The 21,236-nt window shown below is 38.5% G+C and carries 20 protein-coding genes; 8 read left to right on the forward strand and 12 right to left on the reverse strand.

The window, feature by feature from the left end:
* Both HDE68_RS04725 and HDE68_RS04730 read left to right on the forward strand, forming a co-directional pair.
* Positions 1-810 carry an SDR family oxidoreductase gene (locus HDE68_RS04725; protein ID WP_183879398.1) on the forward strand — a complete coding sequence of 270 codons (810 nt, stop codon included), beginning with the start codon at positions 1-3 and terminating at the stop codon, positions 808-810.
* A 25-nt stretch (positions 811-835) separates the two neighbouring features.
* Complete coding sequence (locus HDE68_RS04730) at positions 836-1,759, forward strand: alpha/beta fold hydrolase (RefSeq protein WP_183879400.1); 924 nt, start codon at positions 836-838, stop codon at positions 1,757-1,759.
* A gap of 87 nt (positions 1,760-1,846) precedes the next feature.
* On the opposite strand, the gene HDE68_RS04735 is transcribed toward HDE68_RS04730, so the two are convergent.
* The 9 genes from HDE68_RS04735 to HDE68_RS04775 all read right to left on the reverse strand — a co-directional run bounded on the left by HDE68_RS04735 (position 1,847) and on the right by HDE68_RS04775 (position 10,473).
* Positions 1,847-2,290: an organic hydroperoxide resistance protein gene (locus HDE68_RS04735; protein WP_183879402.1), complete on the reverse strand. Its 444-nt coding sequence runs from the start codon at positions 2,288-2,290 to the stop codon at positions 1,847-1,849.
* Positions 2,291-2,411: 121 nt separating this feature from the next.
* On the reverse strand, positions 2,412-3,092 hold the full coding sequence (locus tag HDE68_RS04740) for a metal-dependent hydrolase (protein WP_183879404.1): 681 nt from the start codon (positions 3,090-3,092) through the stop codon (positions 2,412-2,414).
* Between the two features lie 34 nt (positions 3,093-3,126).
* Positions 3,127-4,053: an alpha/beta fold hydrolase gene (locus HDE68_RS04745; RefSeq protein ID WP_183879406.1), complete on the reverse strand. Its 927-nt coding sequence runs from the start codon at positions 4,051-4,053 to the stop codon at positions 3,127-3,129.
* Between the two features lie 18 nt (positions 4,054-4,071).
* Positions 4,072-4,917 carry an alpha/beta fold hydrolase gene (locus HDE68_RS04750; protein ID WP_183879408.1) on the reverse strand — a complete coding sequence of 282 codons (846 nt, stop codon included), beginning with the start codon at positions 4,915-4,917 and terminating at the stop codon, positions 4,072-4,074.
* A gap of 71 nt (positions 4,918-4,988) precedes the next feature.
* Positions 4,989-5,552 carry a TetR/AcrR family transcriptional regulator gene (locus HDE68_RS04755; RefSeq protein WP_183879410.1) on the reverse strand — a complete coding sequence of 188 codons (564 nt, stop codon included), beginning with the start codon at positions 5,550-5,552 and terminating at the stop codon, positions 4,989-4,991.
* Between the two features lie 236 nt (positions 5,553-5,788).
* Positions 5,789-6,643 carry a DUF2911 domain-containing protein gene (locus HDE68_RS04760; protein ID WP_183879412.1) on the reverse strand — a complete coding sequence of 285 codons (855 nt, stop codon included), beginning with the start codon at positions 6,641-6,643 and terminating at the stop codon, positions 5,789-5,791.
* A gap of 170 nt (positions 6,644-6,813) precedes the next feature.
* Positions 6,814-8,043, reverse strand: a complete 1,230-nt coding sequence (locus HDE68_RS04765) for a peroxiredoxin family protein (protein WP_183879414.1) — start codon at positions 8,041-8,043, stop codon at positions 6,814-6,816.
* A gap of 22 nt (positions 8,044-8,065) precedes the next feature.
* Positions 8,066-9,748, reverse strand: coding sequence for a protein-disulfide reductase DsbD family protein (locus HDE68_RS04770; protein ID WP_183879416.1), 1,683 nt, complete (start codon positions 9,746-9,748; stop codon positions 8,066-8,068).
* A 140-nt stretch (positions 9,749-9,888) separates the two neighbouring features.
* Positions 9,889-10,473, reverse strand: coding sequence for a Crp/Fnr family transcriptional regulator (locus tag HDE68_RS04775; RefSeq protein WP_183879418.1), 585 nt, complete (start codon positions 10,471-10,473; stop codon positions 9,889-9,891).
* Between the two features lie 148 nt (positions 10,474-10,621).
* Here HDE68_RS04775 and mgrA point away from each other — a divergent pair, with 148 nt between their 5' ends.
* The 4 genes from mgrA (at position 10,622) to HDE68_RS04795 (ending at position 14,723) form a co-directional block, all read left to right on the forward strand.
* Complete coding sequence (gene mgrA / locus HDE68_RS04780) at positions 10,622-11,617, forward strand: L-glyceraldehyde 3-phosphate reductase (RefSeq protein WP_183879420.1); 996 nt, start codon at positions 10,622-10,624, stop codon at positions 11,615-11,617.
* A 200-nt stretch (positions 11,618-11,817) separates the two neighbouring features.
* Entirely contained in the window at positions 11,818-12,735 is a 918-nt protein-coding gene (locus tag HDE68_RS04785) for an alpha/beta fold hydrolase (protein WP_183879422.1), read from the forward strand.
* A 144-nt stretch (positions 12,736-12,879) separates the two neighbouring features.
* A complete protein-coding gene (locus tag HDE68_RS04790; protein ID WP_183879424.1) occupies positions 12,880-13,773 on the forward strand; it encodes an SDR family oxidoreductase in 894 nt (297 codons plus the stop codon).
* Between the two features lie 29 nt (positions 13,774-13,802).
* Positions 13,803-14,723 carry a helix-turn-helix domain-containing protein gene (locus HDE68_RS04795; protein WP_183879426.1) on the forward strand — a complete coding sequence of 307 codons (921 nt, stop codon included), beginning with the start codon at positions 13,803-13,805 and terminating at the stop codon, positions 14,721-14,723.
* Positions 14,724-14,734: 11 nt separating this feature from the next.
* On the opposite strand, the gene HDE68_RS04800 is transcribed toward HDE68_RS04795, so the two are convergent.
* Positions 14,735-15,856: an aminotransferase class I/II-fold pyridoxal phosphate-dependent enzyme gene (locus tag HDE68_RS04800; protein ID WP_183879428.1), complete on the reverse strand. Its 1,122-nt coding sequence runs from the start codon at positions 15,854-15,856 to the stop codon at positions 14,735-14,737.
* A 195-nt stretch (positions 15,857-16,051) separates the two neighbouring features.
* On the opposite strand from HDE68_RS04800, the gene HDE68_RS04805 reads away from it, so the two are divergent.
* Positions 16,052-16,687 (forward strand): Crp/Fnr family transcriptional regulator, encoded by a 636-nt coding sequence (locus HDE68_RS04805; RefSeq protein WP_183879430.1) that lies wholly within the window; start codon positions 16,052-16,054, stop codon positions 16,685-16,687.
* A 63-nt stretch (positions 16,688-16,750) separates the two neighbouring features.
* Here the strand turns inward: HDE68_RS04805 and HDE68_RS04810 are convergent, their stop codons facing one another.
* Both HDE68_RS04810 and HDE68_RS04815 read right to left on the reverse strand, forming a co-directional pair.
* Positions 16,751-16,993 (reverse strand): hexameric tyrosine-coordinated heme protein, encoded by a 243-nt coding sequence (locus HDE68_RS04810; protein ID WP_183879432.1) that lies wholly within the window; start codon positions 16,991-16,993, stop codon positions 16,751-16,753.
* A 92-nt stretch (positions 16,994-17,085) separates the two neighbouring features.
* Positions 17,086-17,733 carry a DUF6266 family protein gene (locus tag HDE68_RS04815; protein ID WP_183879434.1) on the reverse strand — a complete coding sequence of 216 codons (648 nt, stop codon included), beginning with the start codon at positions 17,731-17,733 and terminating at the stop codon, positions 17,086-17,088.
* A gap of 330 nt (positions 17,734-18,063) precedes the next feature.
* Here HDE68_RS04815 and HDE68_RS04820 point away from each other — a divergent pair, with 330 nt between their 5' ends.
* Positions 18,064-21,216, forward strand: coding sequence for a SusC/RagA family TonB-linked outer membrane protein (locus HDE68_RS04820; RefSeq protein ID WP_183879436.1), 3,153 nt, complete (start codon positions 18,064-18,066; stop codon positions 21,214-21,216).
* Positions 21,217-21,236 lie beyond the last annotated feature (20 nt).

Consider the following 21,236-nt stretch of genomic DNA (forward strand, 5'->3'; position numbering starts at 1 on the left):
ATGAAAAAAGTAATTTTAGTAACTGGAGCTTCATCTGGTTTAGGTTTAGCTATGGCTAACGCACTATCTGTTAAAGGATATCAGGTTTATGGAACAGGCCGTGATATTACACAGATGAAGAATGTCTCATTTACTCCACTAGAAATGGATGTAATTAATGATGTTTCAGTCAATGCATCAGTTAGACAAATTATTGCTGCAGAAGGTCAGATTGATGTCTTAATAAACAATGCAGGGAATGGAATTGCCGGTCCTCTTTATACTGTTCCTGTAGCTATTGCCAAAGTGCAATTTGAAGTTAATTTTTTTGGGCTGGTACGTGTCTGCAGTGCTGTATTGCCCTGGATGATTAAAGAGAAAAAAGGTTTGGTGATTAACATAGGTTCACTGGCTGGTTTATTTGGCTTGCCTTATCAGGGACTTTATAGTGCTTCTAAATTTGCTGTTGAAGGTTACTCACAGAGTCTTCGTATGGAATTGCAGAATACAGGTATTAAAGTATCGGTAATAAATCCTGGAGATTTTAAAACAAATTTCACTTCCAGCAGAGTAAAAATGCCATTCATTCTAAATAATGAACTCCTGGAAAAAGAGTTCGAAGCTGCTATTGCTATTATGGAAGAAGATGAACGCATAGGTTCAGATCCCGTTAATCTTGCAGGATTGGTTTGTAAAATAGTAGCCCAATCAAATCCATCTTATAATTATTCTGCAGGGAAATTTGAACAAACTATAGTTCCTGCTCTTAAAACGATACTGCCAGAATCTGTTTTTTCAAAGTTAATGAATGGCCATTACGGTATAAAATAAATAACATTAAACCAAAACACAATTGATGAAACGTATTACACTATTAGCCTTATTGGCTTTGATTATTGTATCCTGTAAAAAGGATATAACTACTCCTGTAAAAGAAGAAACTACAATTGATTACCATCAAACAGTTAAAACCCAGTTTATCGAAGCTGGGGGAACTAAGTATGCTTATCGTGTTTTAGGTAATAAAACCGGGATTCCCTTAATTCTGCTGGCACCTTCATTTACTTCAATAGATGGATGGGATCCAGCCGTGACCAATGGACTTGCCAAGTATTATAAAGTCATATTATTTGATAATAAAGGCGTAGGTGCATCATCTGGAAAAACACCGGATAAGATTGATGATATGGCAAAGGATGCAGTAATATTTATTAAGGCATTAGGCTATAGTAAAGTTAATTTATTAGGTTTTTCAATGGGAGGCTTTATCACTCAACGGATTATTCTGACTGAGCCAGAGTTAGTCAACAGAGTTATACTGACCGGTACGGGACCTAAGGGAAGTGAAGGACTTTCTGAGCTGGGTAGTACATTAACAAAAATCAGTACACTTAGCCCGGATGAGCAATTGTTATACTTGCTATTTAGTCATTCAGTTGCAGGTAGAGAATTAGGTCAGCAATCTCTTCAAAGAATTCATAAGCGTACTGTTGATAGAGACCCGGAGACAACTCAGCAAAGCAATGGTGCACAGGTTACAGCTGTTTTAAACTGGGCTGAGCCAGCTACTCATACGCTGGAAGACCTTAAAACTATTACTCAACCTGTTTTAATTGTTGAAGGACGCTTTGATGTACTCGTACCAGTAGTAAATTCATTTAGCTTGTATCAGAATATTCCAAATTCCCGCTTGTATCTTTTTCCTGAAGCTGGACATGGTTCTATATTTCAAGAGCCGGCACGGTTCCTGGATCAGGCAAAGGATTTCTTAGATAAATAACTGTTGTTTATTAAAAAACTTGCATACCCCTTTGATTTTATCAGAAGGGTATGCAAGTTCAAATTGTTGAAAGAGATTAGCTGACCTTTATATCAGATCGATTACAACATTGATATTACCTCTTGTAAGTTTTGAATATGGACATGTCTGGTGTGCAGACTCTACAAGTGACCTTGCTATGTCTTGTTCTAAACCAGGAAGGCTTACATGAAGACGGGCCTGAAGAAAGTAAGCATTATCGCTGATTCCCAAATCCACTTCGGCATGCACAGTCAGATCAGCAGGAAGTGCTATCTTTAATTTATTAGCAGCAAGTCCCATTGCACCAATGAAGCAGGCTGACCATCCAGAAGCAAATAGTTGCTCAGGATTGGTGCCGGTCCCAGAGATTCCTGGAGAAGATAGTTTGATATTCAAACGGTCATCTGAGCTGCGGCTTTCGCCATCACGTCCACCAGTAGTTTTGGTTTTACCTGTATACAATACTTTTTCAATTTTGATGACTTCTTCTGAGATTATGTTATTTTCCATTGTTTTAATTTTATTTGTTAAGTCAAATGTATTCCTATAAGCTGTCAGCCCCAATCAATAAATAGTGAAATAGACTAAGCAAGTCTTGAGCTGGTCATTTCTGAACCTGAAGAGGAATGATTTAAATTTCTATACTTTGGCCTATCAGTGGTAGCTGAAGTGTAATACCAGCCTTTTTAAATTCCTGAATTGCTTCATGCTGATCAATTTTAATAAATCCGAAAGTATCATAATGAACACCAATAACCTTATTTACCTGAACAAATTGTGCGGCTTCAATTGCATCTTCTACGCCCATTGTTAGCATATCACCAATTGGAAAAACTGCAAAATCAAGATTTGCCCATTTCGGGATTAATGTCATATCCAGCGTAAGGGCAGTATCTCCACTATAATAAAAGTTAGAATGATCTGTTTTAAAAACGAAACCACTCGCCATTCCTGCATAAGTTCCATCCGTGAAACTACTGGAATGTTGCGCTACGACAGCCTTTACCGTTCCAAAATCAAAATCTGCTTTACCTCCAGGATTTATAGGTAATACATTTTTTATACCTTGATTGCTAAAATAATTGTACAATTCCCAGCTAGCTACGATCGTAGCTCCTGTCCGGTTAGCAATAGATGTGACATCTAATATGTGATCAAAATGGCCATGCGAAACAAAAATATAATCTGCTTTTATCTCATCGATTTTAATGTTTTTTGCTAACTCATTTCCAGAAATAAATGGATCAAATAAAATGTGTTTGCCAGCTGCTTCAATTGCGAAGCAAGAATGTCCGTAATAGGTGATTTTCATTGTTGAATTGTTAAGTAATACAAGTATTGAAGATTTAATTATTCTGTAGAAAAGATACTGCTTCGTTCAAAAATAATTCAGGGAATTGAAAAATTGAACCGTGCCCCGAGTCAGGGTATAAGCTTAATCTGGCGTTAACTAAATTTTGGAATAACACATAAGAATTGATTGTAGGAACTACAATGTCATGGCTACCATTAACTACTAATACAGGTAGTTTAATTTTTTTCAGGTTGTTCAAAGCTTCAGCATCTGGTTGTCCCCAGCTCAAAATAGATTTTAACTGTGCCTGAATGGCTGGGCCAGTTGTTTCTCTGTCACGATTTTTTTTGCGTTTGTATATTCTGTTTAATGCTTGCTGTCCCATTTTCCGGCTTGCTGAAGTATGTGTATAAAACAAAAAGAGTTTTTGGTCATTGTCACCTAATTTAGAGGATGCTGTTAATGGGGTGATGATATCAGCTATGCCAGTTCCGCCTTTTGGCCCTGTTCCTGCCAGAATTAATTTGTTAACTAATGCAGGTTCGTCCAATATAAGCTGTTGGGCAATGAACCCACCCATTGAAAAACCTAATATATTTACTTTCTTTAAACCCAGTGCTTTGATAAACGAAATAGCATCCTGTGCCATAGCTTCAATGTTATCTGGTGTTTGTCCCTGCGATGCACCTATTCCTTTATTGTCAAATAATATAACTTGAAAATGCCTCGCAAGACCGTTGGTGATTGCAGGATCCCAGTTATCCAATGTGCCGGTAAAGTGTTGTAATAAAAGTAATGGTATTCCGGTATTGTTCCCAAATGAGCGGTATGCATATTTAGTTCCACCAGCTTCTATAAATTTAGTTGGCGCATTTTGATGGTAATCAATTAAAACTGTTTTATTTTTTTGCTGTGCCTGAATATCTCCAAAGTTGATTAAACTGAGAACTATGGATAATATTAAATTAATTCGTTTCATAATTTTATAATTAATGGCTTAGGCCTGGTCTAAAAATAAAGTAACGTCAGTCACAAATTCTTGTGGAAACTGAAAGAGGAAACCGTGTCCTGAATTCGGGTAAAGAATCAGCTTGCTATTAAGAATGTGCTGAAACAAGATGTAAGAATTAATCGTAGGCACCATCAGGTCATTATATCCATTGGCAATCAACACAGGTTTTTTGATTTCTTTTAATCTGGGATAAGCAGGATTTGGAATCCCCCAGGCACCAATAGCATTGGCCTGTGCCTGCATGACTGCCGGAGATGTTGCTGGTTCAAGATCAGTTTTACGTTGATGTCTGCGTTCCCAGAATTTCTTTCCCGCATTTTGACTTGTTTCGTCCTGAGGGAAGAATAAGTACAGGAAGTCTTCCAGTACAGGAACTGCATTAGTCGCTACCCTGGTTACTTCTGGAATATAAGTAAGCATATCCTGTCCACCTTCAGGTCCGGTTCCGCCTAATACCAGTTTTCTTACCAGATCAGGACGCTCCAGAGTAATTTGCTGTGCAATAAAACCACCAAGTGAAAAACCTAAAAGGTCAACTTGTTTAAAGCCTAAGGCATCAATAAAGAGGATAGCATCTTTAGCCATTTCAGCTACTGTATCGGGAGTAGTACCGTTGGTCAAGCCGATACCGGCGTTAGAGAATAGGATTACAGGACGATCTTTAGCCAGACCATTTGTAACGGCCGGATCCCAGTTTTCCATGTTTGATCTGAAATGACCAAATAAAATGATAGGAATACCAGTTTCCTGTCCGAATTTTCTGTAGGCAAAACGTATGCCTGCTGCTTCCACAAATTGATTGGGAACAGTAAAATGATTGTAAGAAGTCATTGTGTTATTATTTAAGGTTTATTAAATTTATCTACCTTCATGCAGGTAGGTTGTTGAGGCAAATTTTTTTACTACTCTAGTAAGGTACTTTTTAAGAAGCCAATAACTTTATCAAAATGTACTGCACCATGAATTCTTCCTACTAAAAGGGATCCTGGTAGAGTGGCCATCCATATAATAGCCATATCCTCCGGACTTTGTTTAAAGTGAAATTCTTTGGAAAGAAGCCCGTCTTTAAAAATTTCGCTAAGCCATTTTTTTACTAAAACAGCATAAGCACTGCTTGCATTTTGAATTTTTTCTGAAATATCATTATAAGACGAACCGAAAGTACTGATCAAACAAAGCTTTTTTCCATTATTAAAGTAATCATCGTAATTGTTCAATAAGGCCTGAGCCTTTTCAGCTGGTGATTGGGATTCGAGACTTTTGGCCATAGCGCTGAAGTCCATCTTATCTTTTTCTATAACAGCTACAGCCAGATCATCTTTCGATGGAAAATAATGATGGATAGATGAGTTTTTAATATTAAGATCATTAGATATCATTTTATAATTAAATGAATGATATCCAATTGTCTGTATATAATTTCTCGCTAACTCTATTATTTTATCCCTTGTGCTATTGTTAGTCATGATTATTTATTTAACGATAGATCAAATGTATAAACCTACATGTAGGTAGACAAATATTTTTGCTTTCTACTTTTACTTATTGCTTTTTTATGACATAAATGGTCCCAATAGTTTATTTAAGCATAGAATTGTGTAAACTTCTGGAAGTTTTGTAATTACCTTATTAATAAAGTGGAATTAAAAATTTTGCAGTATCTGGTAATCCGGATCATCAAATGATCCGGATATTGCTTCTATTATTTTTTAGCCAGTTCAAGTGCTTCCTCATTAAGCCTTAAATATTCCTCATCATGTTTTTCTTTTGAAAGTCTGATACCTTCTTCGGCTGCTGACCGCGCACCGGCCTTATCACCCTTTCTTAGCAAAAATCTAGATTCGAAGAGTCTGTAAGACCCTCTTTTAGGAAAAGCTTTTTCTGCTCCTGAGATCCATTTCAGTGCCTGATCGTTATCTTTATTATTGATATAATAGTATTGTATCGCATTGAAATAAGTCAGATTGGTGATTTTTTCCGCTGACATCAACTGATCAATATTTGCCATGATTTTGGCATCATCATTAGCAGCTATATGAATAGCTGCATGAGTGTGGTCCCAGGAAAGAGCCATAGCCGTTGAATTCGTGGTTGGATTTATAAACTGTATAGTAAATGATTCTTGTTGCTCAGTGACTTGTTCAGGCTTTATCGTAAACCTGACCAGATCATCCTGCTGATTATAGGTGTAACTTCCCCATTGACCGACTGCACGGTTTAGTATAATCGTCCATAATTCCTTTTCCGGAATACAGAATAGGGCATAGGTTCCAGCGGGGATATGATGTCCTTCGACAATTACATTTTCGGAAAAAGTAATGGCTGTAGCCTCATTAGCTCCCGTTCTCCAGACCTGACCAAAAGGGACTAAACCACCAAATATCTTACGGTTCTTCACATGAGGCCTGGAATAGGTTATACTAACTTTTCCAAGCCCTAATTCCTGAATAATCGTCTGTTTGGTACTTGGATTTGGCAAAGCAAGATCTTGTGCATTGCTTTTTTGCCATAAACCTGCCATTAGGATAATAGCTAAAATTAACTGTGTTCTTTTCATGATTTTCTTTAAAAATGATTTTGTAACAGCCATCATTGTGGCCTTAAATAATTGCTGTTACAAATAGAAATCAAATTGATCTGCAGACCTAGTCATGAAAAGTCGAAATAGGCAAATTGAGGCCTGAGTCTGGCAAACCGAAAGATCACAAAGAATTATCCAGGATTTATTTATAGCTTCTGGTCCAGCAAATTATTAATCTTCTTTTCAAAGTTTTCTTTATACTTTAAATGGTAATCACCTGCTCCAGGACCATAAAAAGCGGTATTAATATCACTGATTTTGCCATTTTTATCGAGAATAATCGTAGTAGGGAAGACCTTGATCGCTGTCAATTGCGGTAATGTTTTTTCCGTCCTTTGCGGGTCTCCAGCAGTAGCTCCCGTATTTAATATGGTATACTGAACATTAAACTGAGTCTGAAATTTTTGCAAACTCTTTTTTGAACGCTCTTCGTCTGTACTCAGTTCATAAGCCAATGCAATTATTTCAACTCCCCGATCTTTATTTTTAAGATAATATTTGCTTAAAAAGGCAGTCTCATCCATGCAGTTCGGACACCATGAACCCATCAGTTGTAAAATAACAACTTTATCCTTAAACCGTTCGTCCTGAAGTGATACAGATTTGCCTTTCAGATCTTTGAAGGTAAAATCGAGTTTACCATCACTACCTTCTTTAATCGCTGTCACAGCAGGTGTCAGAACCACATCAGCCTTTTTAACTGCCGTCCAGGTTTCTAAGCCAGATTGACCGGCATAAAAATAACCGCTAAGACTATCGCCCTTAATCTTTGCCGTTAATAAAAGTGCATGGCTACCGTCAAAAGTAGAAAGGAATAAAGAATCTCCTGAAACTACACCATCCAGATAGCGATAATCACCAGCTGGTGTAAGTACAGATCCGGATAAAGAGCTACCTTTCTGAACTATTTCTCCTATGGCCGGTCTTTTGGTTTTATTGGCGCGTGTAAACTCAATACTCCATTTTCCCTGAACTTGTTTTGGGTTGTTTGTTTTACGGTATGGAAAACGGCCTTCTCCAGCCGAGGCTGCAAAGGGTAAGATTATATCTTTACTTTCTCCCTTAGTAACCCATATCCCATTCAAACTATCTTTATTAATAATTTTAATTTTGAAATAAGACTCAAATACAGGCATTTTAATTAAAACCGAATCCCCTGAATAGACCGGATCTTCAGTTTTTATACGCTCAGTACTATTGAGGATATAACAGGTTGTTATTCCATTTTTTTGCTGAATATCCATTTCAAATGGAAGATGGTGTCCGTCTTTGCGTTGTAGTGAAGCATGCCAATGTCCTTGTTTTACATTCAATTGAGCAGAAGTATAAAGGGAAAAAGCCATGCATAATCCTAAAAGTCCGTATTTCTTTATCATGATTTTAAAAGGTTTGTTTGTGTTAATTCTGTTTTTTAAATAAGCGAATTCCCGCTTCAAGGTAATTATAAAAACTTACAGGATCATAATCTGCTCCTTGCGGATTTACTAATGGGGCCTGAGTATGTGTATCCAATAAAACGTAAAATGGTTGAGAATTGGTGTTGAACTGTGCGGCCTGAATATCGCTGTTCAGGCCACCTATAGTTGTGATTTTGCGATGGCTGAACTTACTGGTATACTGTTCATTTACTGGAAGATCAGTCTTGTCATCTACATATAACTGGATAAGAACGTAACTATTTTTCAGTAACCCGTTTACTTTGCTGTCAGGCCAGACAGTTGCTTCCATCTTTCTGCAATTCACACAAGCATGACCTGTAAAATCAATAAGAACAGGCTTATTTATTCTTTTGGCATATGCAATTCCCTCTTTGTAATCAAAAAATGGATCTAAGTTTAAAGGTTTGTCAAACAAATTCCCGTATTTATGAGGCTGTTTAACATCAGCTAACGAATTGTTCTCCCGGACTTGCTGATTTTGATTTCCTGCTGATAACAGCGGGGTGTAGAGATCAAAATCCTGACCTGATTGTGGTGGCAAAAAGGCGGCAATAGATTTGAGTGGGGCTCCCCACAAACCTGGGATCATGTAGATCGAAAATGACAGGATAATAATGGAAAAGAATAGCCTGGGTACCGTAATATGACTGGTTTCACTGTCGTGACTGAACTTTAATTTACCAAGCAGATAAAGTCCTGAAAGTGCAGAAATCACAATCCAGAGTACCAGAAAAACTTCTCTGTCCAATATATGCCAGCGATAGGTCAGATCTACATTACTGAGAAATTTTAAGGCAAGTGCAAGCTCTAAAAAACCCAGACAAATTTTTACGCTATTCAACCATCCGCCCGATTTAGGCAGGCTATTGAGCCATGAAGGGAAAAGAGCGAACAATACAAAGGGTAAAGCTAAAGCGACTGAAAATCCAAGCATCCCGATTGCAGGGCCTAAACGTGCCCCTGAAGTAGCCGCCTGTACCAGTAAGGTCCCAATAATAGGGCCTGTACAGCTAAATGATACCAGGGCCAGAGCTGCTGCCATGAAAAATATCCCTGTAAAGCCTTTACGATCTGTATTTTCTTCGGCTTTATTAAGCCATTTATTGGGTAAGATAATTTCAAATGCACCAAAAAATGAAGCTGCAAATGCAGTCAGTAACAGGAAGAATATAAAATTAAAAATACCGTTTGTAGACAATGCATTTAGTGCATCAGCTCCAAAAACTACGGTAATCAGCATACCTAAACCCACATAAATTAGAATAATTGAGCTGCCATAGATTAAAGCATCCAGTATTCCTTTTTTCCTGTCCTGATGTCTTTTAGTGAAAAAACCGACAGTAAGGGGAAGCATGGGGAATATGCAAGGCAATAATATAGCTGCAAAACCACCCAGCAATCCTGTTAGGAAAATGGTCCATAAGCTAAGTGATCTTATCGGTTTAGTCAGTTTTTGAGATGTGTGTATAATGATTTTATCTTTTTTAACCGGAACAGGATTCTCCTGAACCGGTTCAAATACTAATCCGGCCGTACCGGTGGTGTCCACTTTTTGAAGGGTTGAAGAATTAGCGTGCTGAGTTAATAAACAAAGCAGCAATAAGAAAATATAGATTGTTTTATTTTGCAGAATGGTTTTCATTGTTTGTTTCTTTAAACCAAAGTTGTCCTTTTGCCTATAAATCTCTAAATGAAAAACCTTCAACTTGCCCAATCTGGCTTTGAAATGGGCATAAGGCCCATTAAAATCCAAATCATAAAATAACGAACCCAGCTGGAGAATTAAAGCACTTTTTTGAATTGCCTGGTCCTGAGTTTGCTTAAAAACTCAGGAGTTATACCAAGATAAGAAGCGATATAGTGTTGTGGTACACGCTGCGGTATAGAAGGGTAACGTTTAACAAATTCAAGGTATTTATCCATTGCTGAATAGGATACTGATTTAAATAACCGATTTTGAACAACTGAGAGGTGGCGTTGGATCATCAGGCGAAACATCCGCTCCAGTTTAGGGACTTCTTGCAATAACCTTTCTTTAGATTCACGCGAAAGCATCAGCAGTTCACAATCTTCTAATGTTTCAATATACATTTTACTATTGGTTTGATGCTCAAAACTAGTGATATCACTTACCCACCAGTCTTCCACAGCAAATTCAAGCGTTAGTTCTACACCATCAGGATCAATGAAATATTCACGTATACAACCTTTAACAACATATGCTTCAAAATTGCAGACATTATTCGCAGCTAACAGAATAGTTTTCTTAGGCACTAACCTGTATTCCAGATTTTCATTGACAATTGCTATCTCCGCCGGTGAAAGCTGAACAGACCGGGCTATATAACTATGAATGCTTTGAAACATATATTTGATTACACATGAAATTTTTTCTCCGGTTCTCTAAAGAATGAGGCATCAAATATATATTTTTATTTCTTGTCCTGGTTCAATGATTTTTATCTCCGGATGATCCATTTTTACAGCTGAAATAATCACATTCAAATTTTAACAGATGACTTATATACCTAATCCAGATCGTTACAAAAATATGCCTTATCGCCGTTGCGGCAAAAGTGGCTTAATGCTTCCTGCGGTATCGCTGGGCCTTTGGCATAACTTTGGCGCTGTCGATAGTCTTGAAAATGCACGTGCAATCTTAAGATTGGCCTTTGATAGCGGAATCACACATTTTGATCTGGCTAATAATTACGGCCCGCCTGCTGGTTCGGCAGAAGAAACTTTTGGTCAGATTTTTAAGGATGATTTCAAAAACTATCGTGATCAGCTGGTTATCTCGACAAAAGCAGGTTGGGGAATGTGGGAAGGGCCTTACGGTGACCTGGGATCAAAAAAGTACCTGGTATCCAGTTTAGATCAGAGTTTAAAAAGAATGGGGCTTGATTATGTAGATATTTATTATCACCACAGACCAGACCCCGGAACACCACTGGAAGAAACTATGGGGGCACTGGATCTCATTGTAAGGCAGGGAAAAGCTTTATACGTGGGTATCTCAAGCTATAATCCAGCAGAAACAGAGGCTGCAATCTCCATCCTGAAAGATTTAGGAACACCTTGTTTAATACATCAGCCTAAGTATTCGATGTTTGAACGCTGGATAGAAGGTGGTCTGCTTGATGTGCTTGGCGATCACGGTGTGGGATGTATCCCATTTTCGCCGCTGGCACAAGGGCTTTTAACCAATAAATATTTGAAAGGGATACCTGAAGGTTCCAGAGCTGCAAGTGACCGCGGAAATGGTGCTTTAGTAAAAGATACAATTACAGAAGATAAGATTTCCAGAATTATTAAACTTAATGAACTTGCACTTAGACGGGGACAAAACCTGGCTCAGATGGCGTTGTCATGGGTTTTAAAAGATGATCGTGTTACTTCTGTACTAATCGGTGTAAGTAAACCTGAGCAGGTTACGGATTCTATCAGGTGTCTCGAAAACTTATCTTTTTCTGCTGCTGAGTTAGCGGAGATAAACGACATATTAGCTTAAGTCAACGAATAAATTCAAGGGATCAATTATTGATCCCTTTTTTTTGCATAAGTTGTGGTAATTGAAGATCGAAAATGACTGCTTCATGGAGCTTTAGGTACACTTAACGTTTTAACAGATTGTCTACAGGTAGCGTTGGGGCTACTTTTGATTACATATTTATTCGATTAAGTTTAAATAACGATCAACAAAAACAGATTATGAAACGTATTTTTTTAACTATGGGGTTAGTGCTTAGCATTGCTTCTATTCAGGTTTTTGCGCAAAAAAAAGTGGCTCAGACTGATTATCATCAAATTTCGAAGACCCGGTTCATTGATGCGGACGGGACACATTATGCTTATCGGATATTAGGGGACAAAAGTGGAATGCCCCTGATCATGTTACAAGGTTCATTTTTCAATATGGATGAATGGGATCCGGCTATTACAAATGGACTTGCAGCACATTTCAAAGTTATATTATTTGATAATAAAGGTGTAGGTGCTACCAATGGACAAACACCTGATAATATCCCGGCGATGGCAAAGGATGCAGAAAGTTTCATAAAAGCACTGGGATATCCTAAAGTCAACTTATTAGCCTTTTCAATGGGTGGTATGATTACTCAGCAAATTCTGGCAGATGAACCACAGTTAGTGAACAAATTTATCCTGTTCGGAACAGGGGCCCGTGGAAGTGAAGGCCTCAGCGGACTAGTGGACAGGTTAACAGAAGTTGGTAAAAAAAAACCTGATGAACAGTTATTATATTTATTATTTGCCCCATCAGAACAAAGTCAGGAAGCAGGCAAACAATTCCTGAGCAGAATTCATAAACGTCAGCTTAACCGTGATATAGAATCAACCAATGAAAGTAATGGAGCACAGATAACTGCCGTTTTAGATTGGTCAAAACCGATTGATAAAGCATTTGAATCCCTTCAGACAATCACACAGCCAGCTTTAATTATCGATGGACGCTATGACCTGCTTGTTCACGATATTAACTCTTATAATTTGTTTCAAAACTTACCCAATGCTAAACTGAGCTTATATCCTAATGCGGGGCATGGTTCTGTGTTTCAGTTTCCCGATTTGTTTTTATCCGAAGCAGTACCTTTTTTAAAAGCTAAATAAGTTAGTTGTCCCATGTGCGCGGTATATGGGACAACATTTTGTTTAATCCCTGTTTTTGGCTAAATCAAAAGTGGATCTGGCTAAATCTGTTCACCCGCTACTGCTGATCTTTGTTGATATCAATGTTCAATTAAAAATTAGAGTATGCGTGTATTTGTTACAGGAGCAACAGGCTTCATTGGCTCAGCCATCGTTAAAGAACTTATTGGTGCGGGGCACCAGGTAATCGGTCTGGCCCGTTCAGATTCATCTGCCGATGCGCTTTTAGCTGCAGGTGCCCGGGTGCACCGGGGTGATTTAGAAGATCCGGATAGTTTACGCAGTGGTGCTGCCAACGCAGATGGCGTAATCCATGCCGGTTTTATCCATGATTTTGCAAGATTTAAGGAAGTATGTGAAGTAGACCGGATTGCAATTGAAACAATCGGTGCTGTGCTGGAGGGTTCAGACCGCCCTTTTATTATTACTTCTGGTACTGCGCTCGTAAGTCCGGGCAGTCTGGCAACCGAAGATATTATACCTGCACCTGGCACTTCCGTTCATCCCCGTCTTTCAGAACAGGCAGGCGATGCATTAGTCACTAAGGGCATTCGTGTTTCAATCGTGCGGCTTTCTCCGTCTGTACATGGTGCGGGTGATCATGGTTTTGTTCCGATGCTGATTAATATTGCCCGTGAAAAAGGGGTTTCGGCCTATTTGGGCGAAGGACTTAACCGCTGGACAGCTGTGCATAGATTAGATGCTGCGGTTTTATACAGACTGGCATTGGAAAATGCAAGTCCGGGAACAAGGTTTCACGGCGTTGCTGAAGAAGGAATCCTGTTTAAAGACATTGCTGAGGTCATTGGGAAACAGCTTAATATCCCTGTAGTTTCAAAATCAGCAGCAGAAGCAGCAGCCCATTTTGGCTGGTTCATCAATTTTGCTGGTCTGGATTGTCCGGCTTCAGGCAAAATCACCCGGGAAAGCCTGAACTGGCACCCATCTCATGAAAAATTGCTTTCCGATATGGAACAGACTGATTATTTCAACTCTTAAATTTTAAGCATAAATAGTTATCTTGTCTTATGTCAGGCAATCAGCTGTACCGGATTAAAACGATCACCGAATACCACCGGTTGATGGGGTTGCCCAAACCGGAGCATCCACTAATCAGTGTAATCAATCTTCAAAAAATTACTTCGCCATTAACAAATGGTCAGTACAGTCTGATCTTTGATTTTTATTCTATCTCCATGAAAAGGTCCCATCATATCAAGTATAAATATGGTCAGCAGACCAGTGATTTTGATGAAGGCGTATTATTTTTTATGTCCCCTGGACAGCTATTCAGTGTAGATGTGGGAGCGGGTCTGACTGAGGGGCCTTCGGGCTGGATGATACTGATCCATCCTGACTTTTTATGGAACACGTCACTCGCCAAAAAGATAAAGAACTATGAATACTTCAGTTACTCAGTTTATGAAGCACTATATCTCTCTGACAAAGAAGAAACGATGCTCACGGGAATTGCTCAAAACATGGAACAGGAATACCATGCCAATATCGACAGGTTTAGTGAAAATGTGATTATCGCACAGCTTGAATTGCTGCTGACTTATGGGGAAAGATTTTATCAGCGTCAGTTCATCACCCGTAAAATATCAAATCACGAAATTCTGACCCGGTTAGAAGATTTGCTTTCAAACTATTTCAAAAGTGGCATGCTGGCTAAGCAGGGCTTACCCAGCGTCACTTTTATTGCAGAAAACCTGAATATCTCACCCGGTTATTTAAGCAGTTTACTCAAAGCTTTAACAGGTCAGGGTACACAACAGCATTTGCATGACAAATTGATTGAGCTGGCCAAAGAGAAATTGTCAACGACCAGCTTATCTGTTAGTGAAATCGCTTATGAATTAGGGTTTGAACATTTGCAATCTTTCAGCAAATTGTTCAAAACCAAAACCAGTTTATCTCCTTTGAAATTCAGGGCTTCTTTTAACTAATCAATCAGTTTTTAATGCGCTGCGGATGCCAGATAATTGCCAAATATTTCCAGTACTTCGGGGAAATTTTCTCTTCCAAAGCCGATCCGGGCGTGTTTATCTCCATATTCAAAAGTCTCTGCAGGTAACAGCATGATCCCTGTTTCTTTAACCAGTTTTTCAGCGAAATCGAGGGCTGTTCCCTTAATTTTTAACTTTATAAATGCTGTTGAACCAGTGACAGGTTTTGAGAAATCAAACAGATCTTTATTCTGTTGATGAAATTCTGAAAACAGTTCCAGATTTCTCCTGATCTTTTGAAGATTGGGCTGGACAAATTTATCCATATGATTGAGTGCAATCGTGGCCAGCACTTCGCTCGTTGCACTATTACAGATGCTCAGATAGTCTTTGAAATTTTCTACCTTTTGTAATATTTCTTTGTTTTTTGAGGTCAGCCACCCTAACCTTAAGCCAGCCAGTCCAAAAGTTTTTGCAGTACCCCACAGGCTTACTGCATTTTCGTACAGATCACAGGCTGAGTCCAGCGTTTCTTTAGGGTTGTGATCCAGGAACCGGTACATCTCATCCGAAAAAAGAATAAGATTATGCTTTCTGGCAATCTCTATTATTCTTTGATAATCAACTCTGGAAGGACTAAATCCAGTAGGGTTATGCGGAAAATTAACAATGGTCAGTTTAGTTTCAGGTCTGATTAGCTTTTCAAGCCCGGCGGGATCATAATACCAGTCTTGTTGCTGCTGGTCAGGTTCCCAGAATGAAATATCCGTTTCTAATGATTTAGCTATCTCATATAAGGATTGATACATTGGGGCCATACAAATGACGTGGTCACCTTTAGAAAGAACAACATTCATTAAAATAAAATTGGCTTCCCCTGGTGATGAAACTATAATTTCATCTAATTCTATAGTACGGTAATGCTGTTGAATAGCTTCCCGCAATTCTAAACTTCCCCGTGTTTCTGTATAACCCAATTTCAAATTGTTCCAGCGCTCTTTTTCTTCTGCAGAGGCCAGGTTAAGTACAAATTCCATTGGATAACCGTCACAATCGGAGCTTGATAATAAATATTTGGCTGTAAATTCATATTGAGCAAAGTACCTTTCTACCGCAAACTCTTTTATTTTCATGATGATCTTTTTGTTAATCAACGAATGTAAAGATATTATCAATACCGCTGTAGCAGCAGGAGATGAATTTTAGAAATATGGAACCCTGATTCATTTTCTTTAGAAAAGAATAACAAAAATGTATTTTTACAAGCGCCTGTATAGGCTGGTCTATCGTGGGGAAACCTGCATTATTAACATGTTTTTTTTAAGGTAATGAATGAATTTCAAAGGGATATAATCAGAACATGTCTGGCAGATCTGGGTAAAGATTTGTTAAATGAGATTATGGAGTATGGCAGGGTAAAGACCCTCATGCCAGAAGATTTTCTGATCAGACAGGGACAGTTGGTTAAAGATCTTCCGATTGTGCTCAGAGGAACCGTCAAGGTATTTACTCAGGCAGATGATTTCCAGTTCCTGCTCTATTATATTTATCCTGGTTTTACCTGCATCTCCAGTTTCGCCCATATGTTTGGTGAAAAAGGAATAAATTTTTCGGGGGTTGCAGATGAGGAGTCTCTGATTTTGCTGATTCCAATCCAGAAAGCAAGAGAATGGATGCTGAAATATACTGTTTTTAATGCGATGATATTAGATGAGTATCAAAGACAGTATAATGATCTTTTGGAAGCTACCAAACAAGTGATTTGTTATAATCTCGAAGACCGGATATTGAATTATTTAAAAACGAGGGCTTCCATTTTGAAATCTACTACCATATCGATTTCACATCAGCATATTGCAACTGACCTGGCTACATCCAGAGAGGTGGTTTCAAGGATTCTGAAAAAAATGGAAAAAGAAGAAAAAATAGTTCAGCTTGGCAGACAAATAAAATTGATCTGTTAATTTAAAATTTTTCTTAAAAGCCCCTTCAATAAGCAGGGAAGGGGCGCTGGAATTTCAAAATAACTATTTAACCCAGTATTTGTTAGCTGCTGCGATAGTCGCAAATTCTATAGCAACAGTTTGGCCTATAGCAATAAGCATAGCCGGATCTTCTGCATAAACAGGTCTTAGCTTCTCCCTGATTGCGGCATCAGGCTGGGTAGCTTTAATGATTAATCTCGACATTTTAATTGCGAGCATACGCCCTTCTTCAGGTGTTGCTGTAATCAGCGAATTTCCCGGTATAAGTTGTACGTTATCAGACATATTTTTGTTTTTTAGATGATGTATTCTTTCTTTCACAAAGAGAAAAAAGATCTCATTTAAAAATGGTGATAAATGTTACAAATAGCAATATTTTAGTTCGTAAATCTTCCACAATAGACACTTCTGGAGACTTCGTCACTTCTCACATCTTTAAAGGCAATAAATACTTCATAAGTATTGTTTTTGAAATGTTTTTGCCTAATACGGAAGGAGTCTTTTAATTCATCTCTTCTAGCCCCACTATAATTGGCATATACCCAGCCGTGAGTTTTGCTGTATAACAGGATAATAGCTCTGTCTGTTGGTGAAGCCGTATTGGTCTTATCTTTATCCCAGGTGAAAATGAAAGAGTTTTCAGCTACTGTAACCTTTACATTTTCAGGTTTTATCAATTCTCCTTCTGCAACTAAAATAGTATCCCAATTGATCTCCTGGTCAGGAAATTCTCCTTTAATGGCATTTTTCATATTCACTGACTTGGCAGCATTGTTTGCAGACAGGTCCTGATCTTTGGTTACATGCCTGAAACCGACCTGAAGAAATTCAGAAACAGGATTTAAAAAAGGGCTTAATACCTTCATTTTACCGGTCTGAGATTTTTGAGCGGTGGTTCTGGGCTTTTTATGTAGCCTGGTTTGTGTCGAACGTGCACATACCTTATTCTTCCATTGATAAATGACCACGTTTCCGATTTTCCCCCTGATACCCGATAATACGGTGCCTTCCTGTAAAATTGCCATAATCCTGTCTGATTAATATAATTGAATGTTACAATTTAGTTAAATAATATGACAATAATGTAATAATAAATTTCTATTTGAAAAGTATTACACTTTAAATTCATTGATTGTCCGGTAAATTCCGGATCAGGTTTGTAACACCTGTAGATGAGGTCTGAATCATGTCTGGAGAAGGTAAGTTTAATGTCTTTATTATGAGTTAGTTAAACTTGCTGTGTTTAAGCTGACCAATTCAACTCGTCATTTAATCCCGAAACATCCATCTGGAAATTAGAAAGAACAATTCTAAATAGTTTCTTTTGCAGGCAATTTATAACTAGTCTTAATTACATGATTAAATTTTTACGCTTATTTTTCCTGATAGGGCTGCTCTTTAATGGCTTCCTTGCATCCGCTCAGGAAAGAAATATTAAAGGAATTTTAACAGATAAAAAAGCCGGTATTGCAATTCCAGGAGCTACCGTGCGTGTTAAAGGCAAACATCAGGCAGGCATGACCGATAAAGATGGCAGGTTTAAAATGAAAGTTAATGCAGGCGAAGTACTGGTCTTTAATTATGTCGGTTTTGAAACACAGGAGGTTACCATACAACCAAACACAGATATCATTAATGTAAGCCTGATTGAATCTTCAAAATCGTTGACAGAGGTGCAAATAACTGGTGCCTTTGGGATCAGGCGTAAAGCGAAAGAATTAGGAGTGGCAACCGCAACCATTACTGGAAATGACGTCACACAAACACAGGTAGTAAACCCTTTAAATGGATTACAAAGTAAAGTTGCCGGTTTACAGGTAAACATGTTTGACGGAGGTGTAAACCCGCAGGTAAGGGTAACTTTACGTGGGGCAAGAAATATAAATGATGCAAAAAATGAACCTTTATTTGTTGTAGATGGTGTACCACTGGCTACAGTTACTTATTATAACCCACAGGCAGGAGGGACAAAAAGAGATGCTTCCGCTATTTCGCTGATCAATCCAAATGATATAGAGGATATTACAGTTTTAAAAGGGGCCAGTGCGGCCTCTGTATATGGATCACAGGGTGTAAACGGGGTGATCATTATCACCACTAAAAGGGGTAAAAGCGGACAGGGAACGATCAATTTTTCTCATGCTACTACTTTGGAAAACGTAGGTTGGCTGCCTAAATTACAGGATACCTATGGATCAGGGTTTAATGGGGTTTATCAACCTTACGAAGTGCGTTCATGGGGGCCAGAATACGATGGTAAAATGGTTAAAGTTGGACCAGTTTTGCCTGATGGCACACAGTGGGAATTACCTTATTCACCTATTAAAAACCAGAAATCTGATTTCTTTAATACCGGTATAACCAATCAGGAAAATATTTCCTTTGCTGGTGGTGATGAGAAATCCACTTATTTCCTTTCAGGACAGTACGTCAATAACAATGGGGTTATCCCGAAAGATCAGAGTAAAAAAACAAGTCTTCGTTTTAATGGGAGCCGTGATTTTGGTAAACTGAAAACTTCTTATTCTGTGAACTATGTGCAGACGAATACTTCTACTACAACTTCAGAACCCTGGAACAATGTCCGGTCGATACCTTCATTTATTCCATTGGATGCTCTGAAAGACTGGCAGAACACACCTTATGCAAAACCAGAATATTATTTCTCGACAACTACGCTAAACCCATACTGGGCGATAGACAACCAGCGCCAGGATACTAAACAGGAAAACCTTACCGGTAATGTAAGTTTTGATTATCAGGTGGCACCCTGGTTTAAAGCGACTTATAGGGTAGGTTTGACCAGTGTAAATACAGGTTATAAGAGTTTTGGAAATAAGTTTGATGATGCTTCTATTCCTTACCGGTATTATGGTACAGATGGAAATATATTGACAGCAGTACGTAAAAGCACAAGCTTTGGAGGCACTTCTGCCGGAATGGTCAATGATCAGACGATTAACAATCAGCAATTAAACAGTGATCTGTTATTACAATTCAATAAAGATTTTGGCAGGTTCAGTACCAGGTTATTACTGGGACAAAACTATCAGGATATCCAATATAAATTTGTGCAGGTTGGCGCAGCAGCATTAAACTTCCCTGATCTGTATAACGAAAGCAACCTGACCGGTAATCTGAATGGCGGTTCACAAATCACACATCAGCGCCGTTATTCGTATTTCGGTGAATTTACCGTTGGTTATAACAATTATTTATTTGCAACCCTGAACGGCAGGAGGGAGTCTGTATCTTTATTATCAGCAGATAACCGTAATTATTTTTATCCAGGCGCAAATGTTTCCTTTATTTTGAGTCAGGCCATCCCGGCATTGGCGCATAGCAATGTTTTATCATTTGCTAAACTCTACGGATCTGCAAGTAAAAGTGGAAATGTAACTGTAGAACCTTATGCATTGCAGAATATCTATACGAGTGTAGATGGATTTCCTTTTGGAAATATACCTGGTGCAGCGATTAACGCGCAAAACCTGAGCAATAATCTTAAACCTGAATTTGTGTATTCTTACGAAGGTGGCATTCAGCTTGGATTTTTCAAAGACAGGTTGCATTTTGAAGGAACTTATGCTTATGCAGATTCCAGAGACCAGATCCTGGATATAGGTACATCTTTTGCTTCGGGCTTTGGATCAGCAAAATCCAATGCGGCAAGAATGAAAAGCAAATCCATTGAACTAACCTTGAATGGAGATATTATCAAAACAAAAGACTGGAGCTGGTCGGCTGGTATCAATTATACCCATAATGATAATACAGTGGTGAGCCTGACCGGGGGACAAGAAACCCTGAACCAGTGGAAAGGACTTTATCTTTCTGTAGGTGACCGTTATCCAACTTATCAGCTACCAGATTATGTGCGTGATCCACAGGGCAGGGTGGTGATCAATGCAGCTACCGGATTACCTTCACAGGCATCTGCATTAACTGATAAAGGAACTTCTCAGCCTGTACATATGTTAGGTTTCAATACTTCTATACGCTATAAACGTCTGCAATTGAGTACACAAATTGACGCACGCTGGGGAAATATGTTTTATACCGCGGGTGCAGAAAATATCACTGCTTCGGGTTTATTGCCTAAAAGTGCCGGTGAAGGTTTCGGAAGAGATAAATTCATTTTCCCTAATTCGGTGATTGAAACTTCTCCTGGGGTGTATGTTGAAAATACATCTGTTCAGACCAATGGTGATTTTGCCTTCTGGAATACTTACAAAAATATACTATCAAATAATGTATTTAACGGACGTTTTATCAAACTTCGTGAGATTGCACTGAACTATGATTTTCCGATACAGGTTTTAGGACATCAGAAAGCAATTAAAGGGTTATACTTATCAGTTTATGGCCGTAACCTGGTCAATTTGCGTGCAAAAGATAATATTTTCGGAGAAACTGAATTTATCTATCTCAGCGGTGTTGGTTTTAGCGGCTGGCGTACTACACCTTCGACCAGGTCCTATGGTTTCACTCTGGGTTTAACTATTTAGTCCTTCCATTTTCAATACGT

This window comes from Pedobacter cryoconitis, assembly GCF_014200605.1.
GTDB classification, from domain to species: Bacteria; Bacteroidota; Bacteroidia; order Sphingobacteriales; family Sphingobacteriaceae; genus Pedobacter; species Pedobacter cryoconitis_B.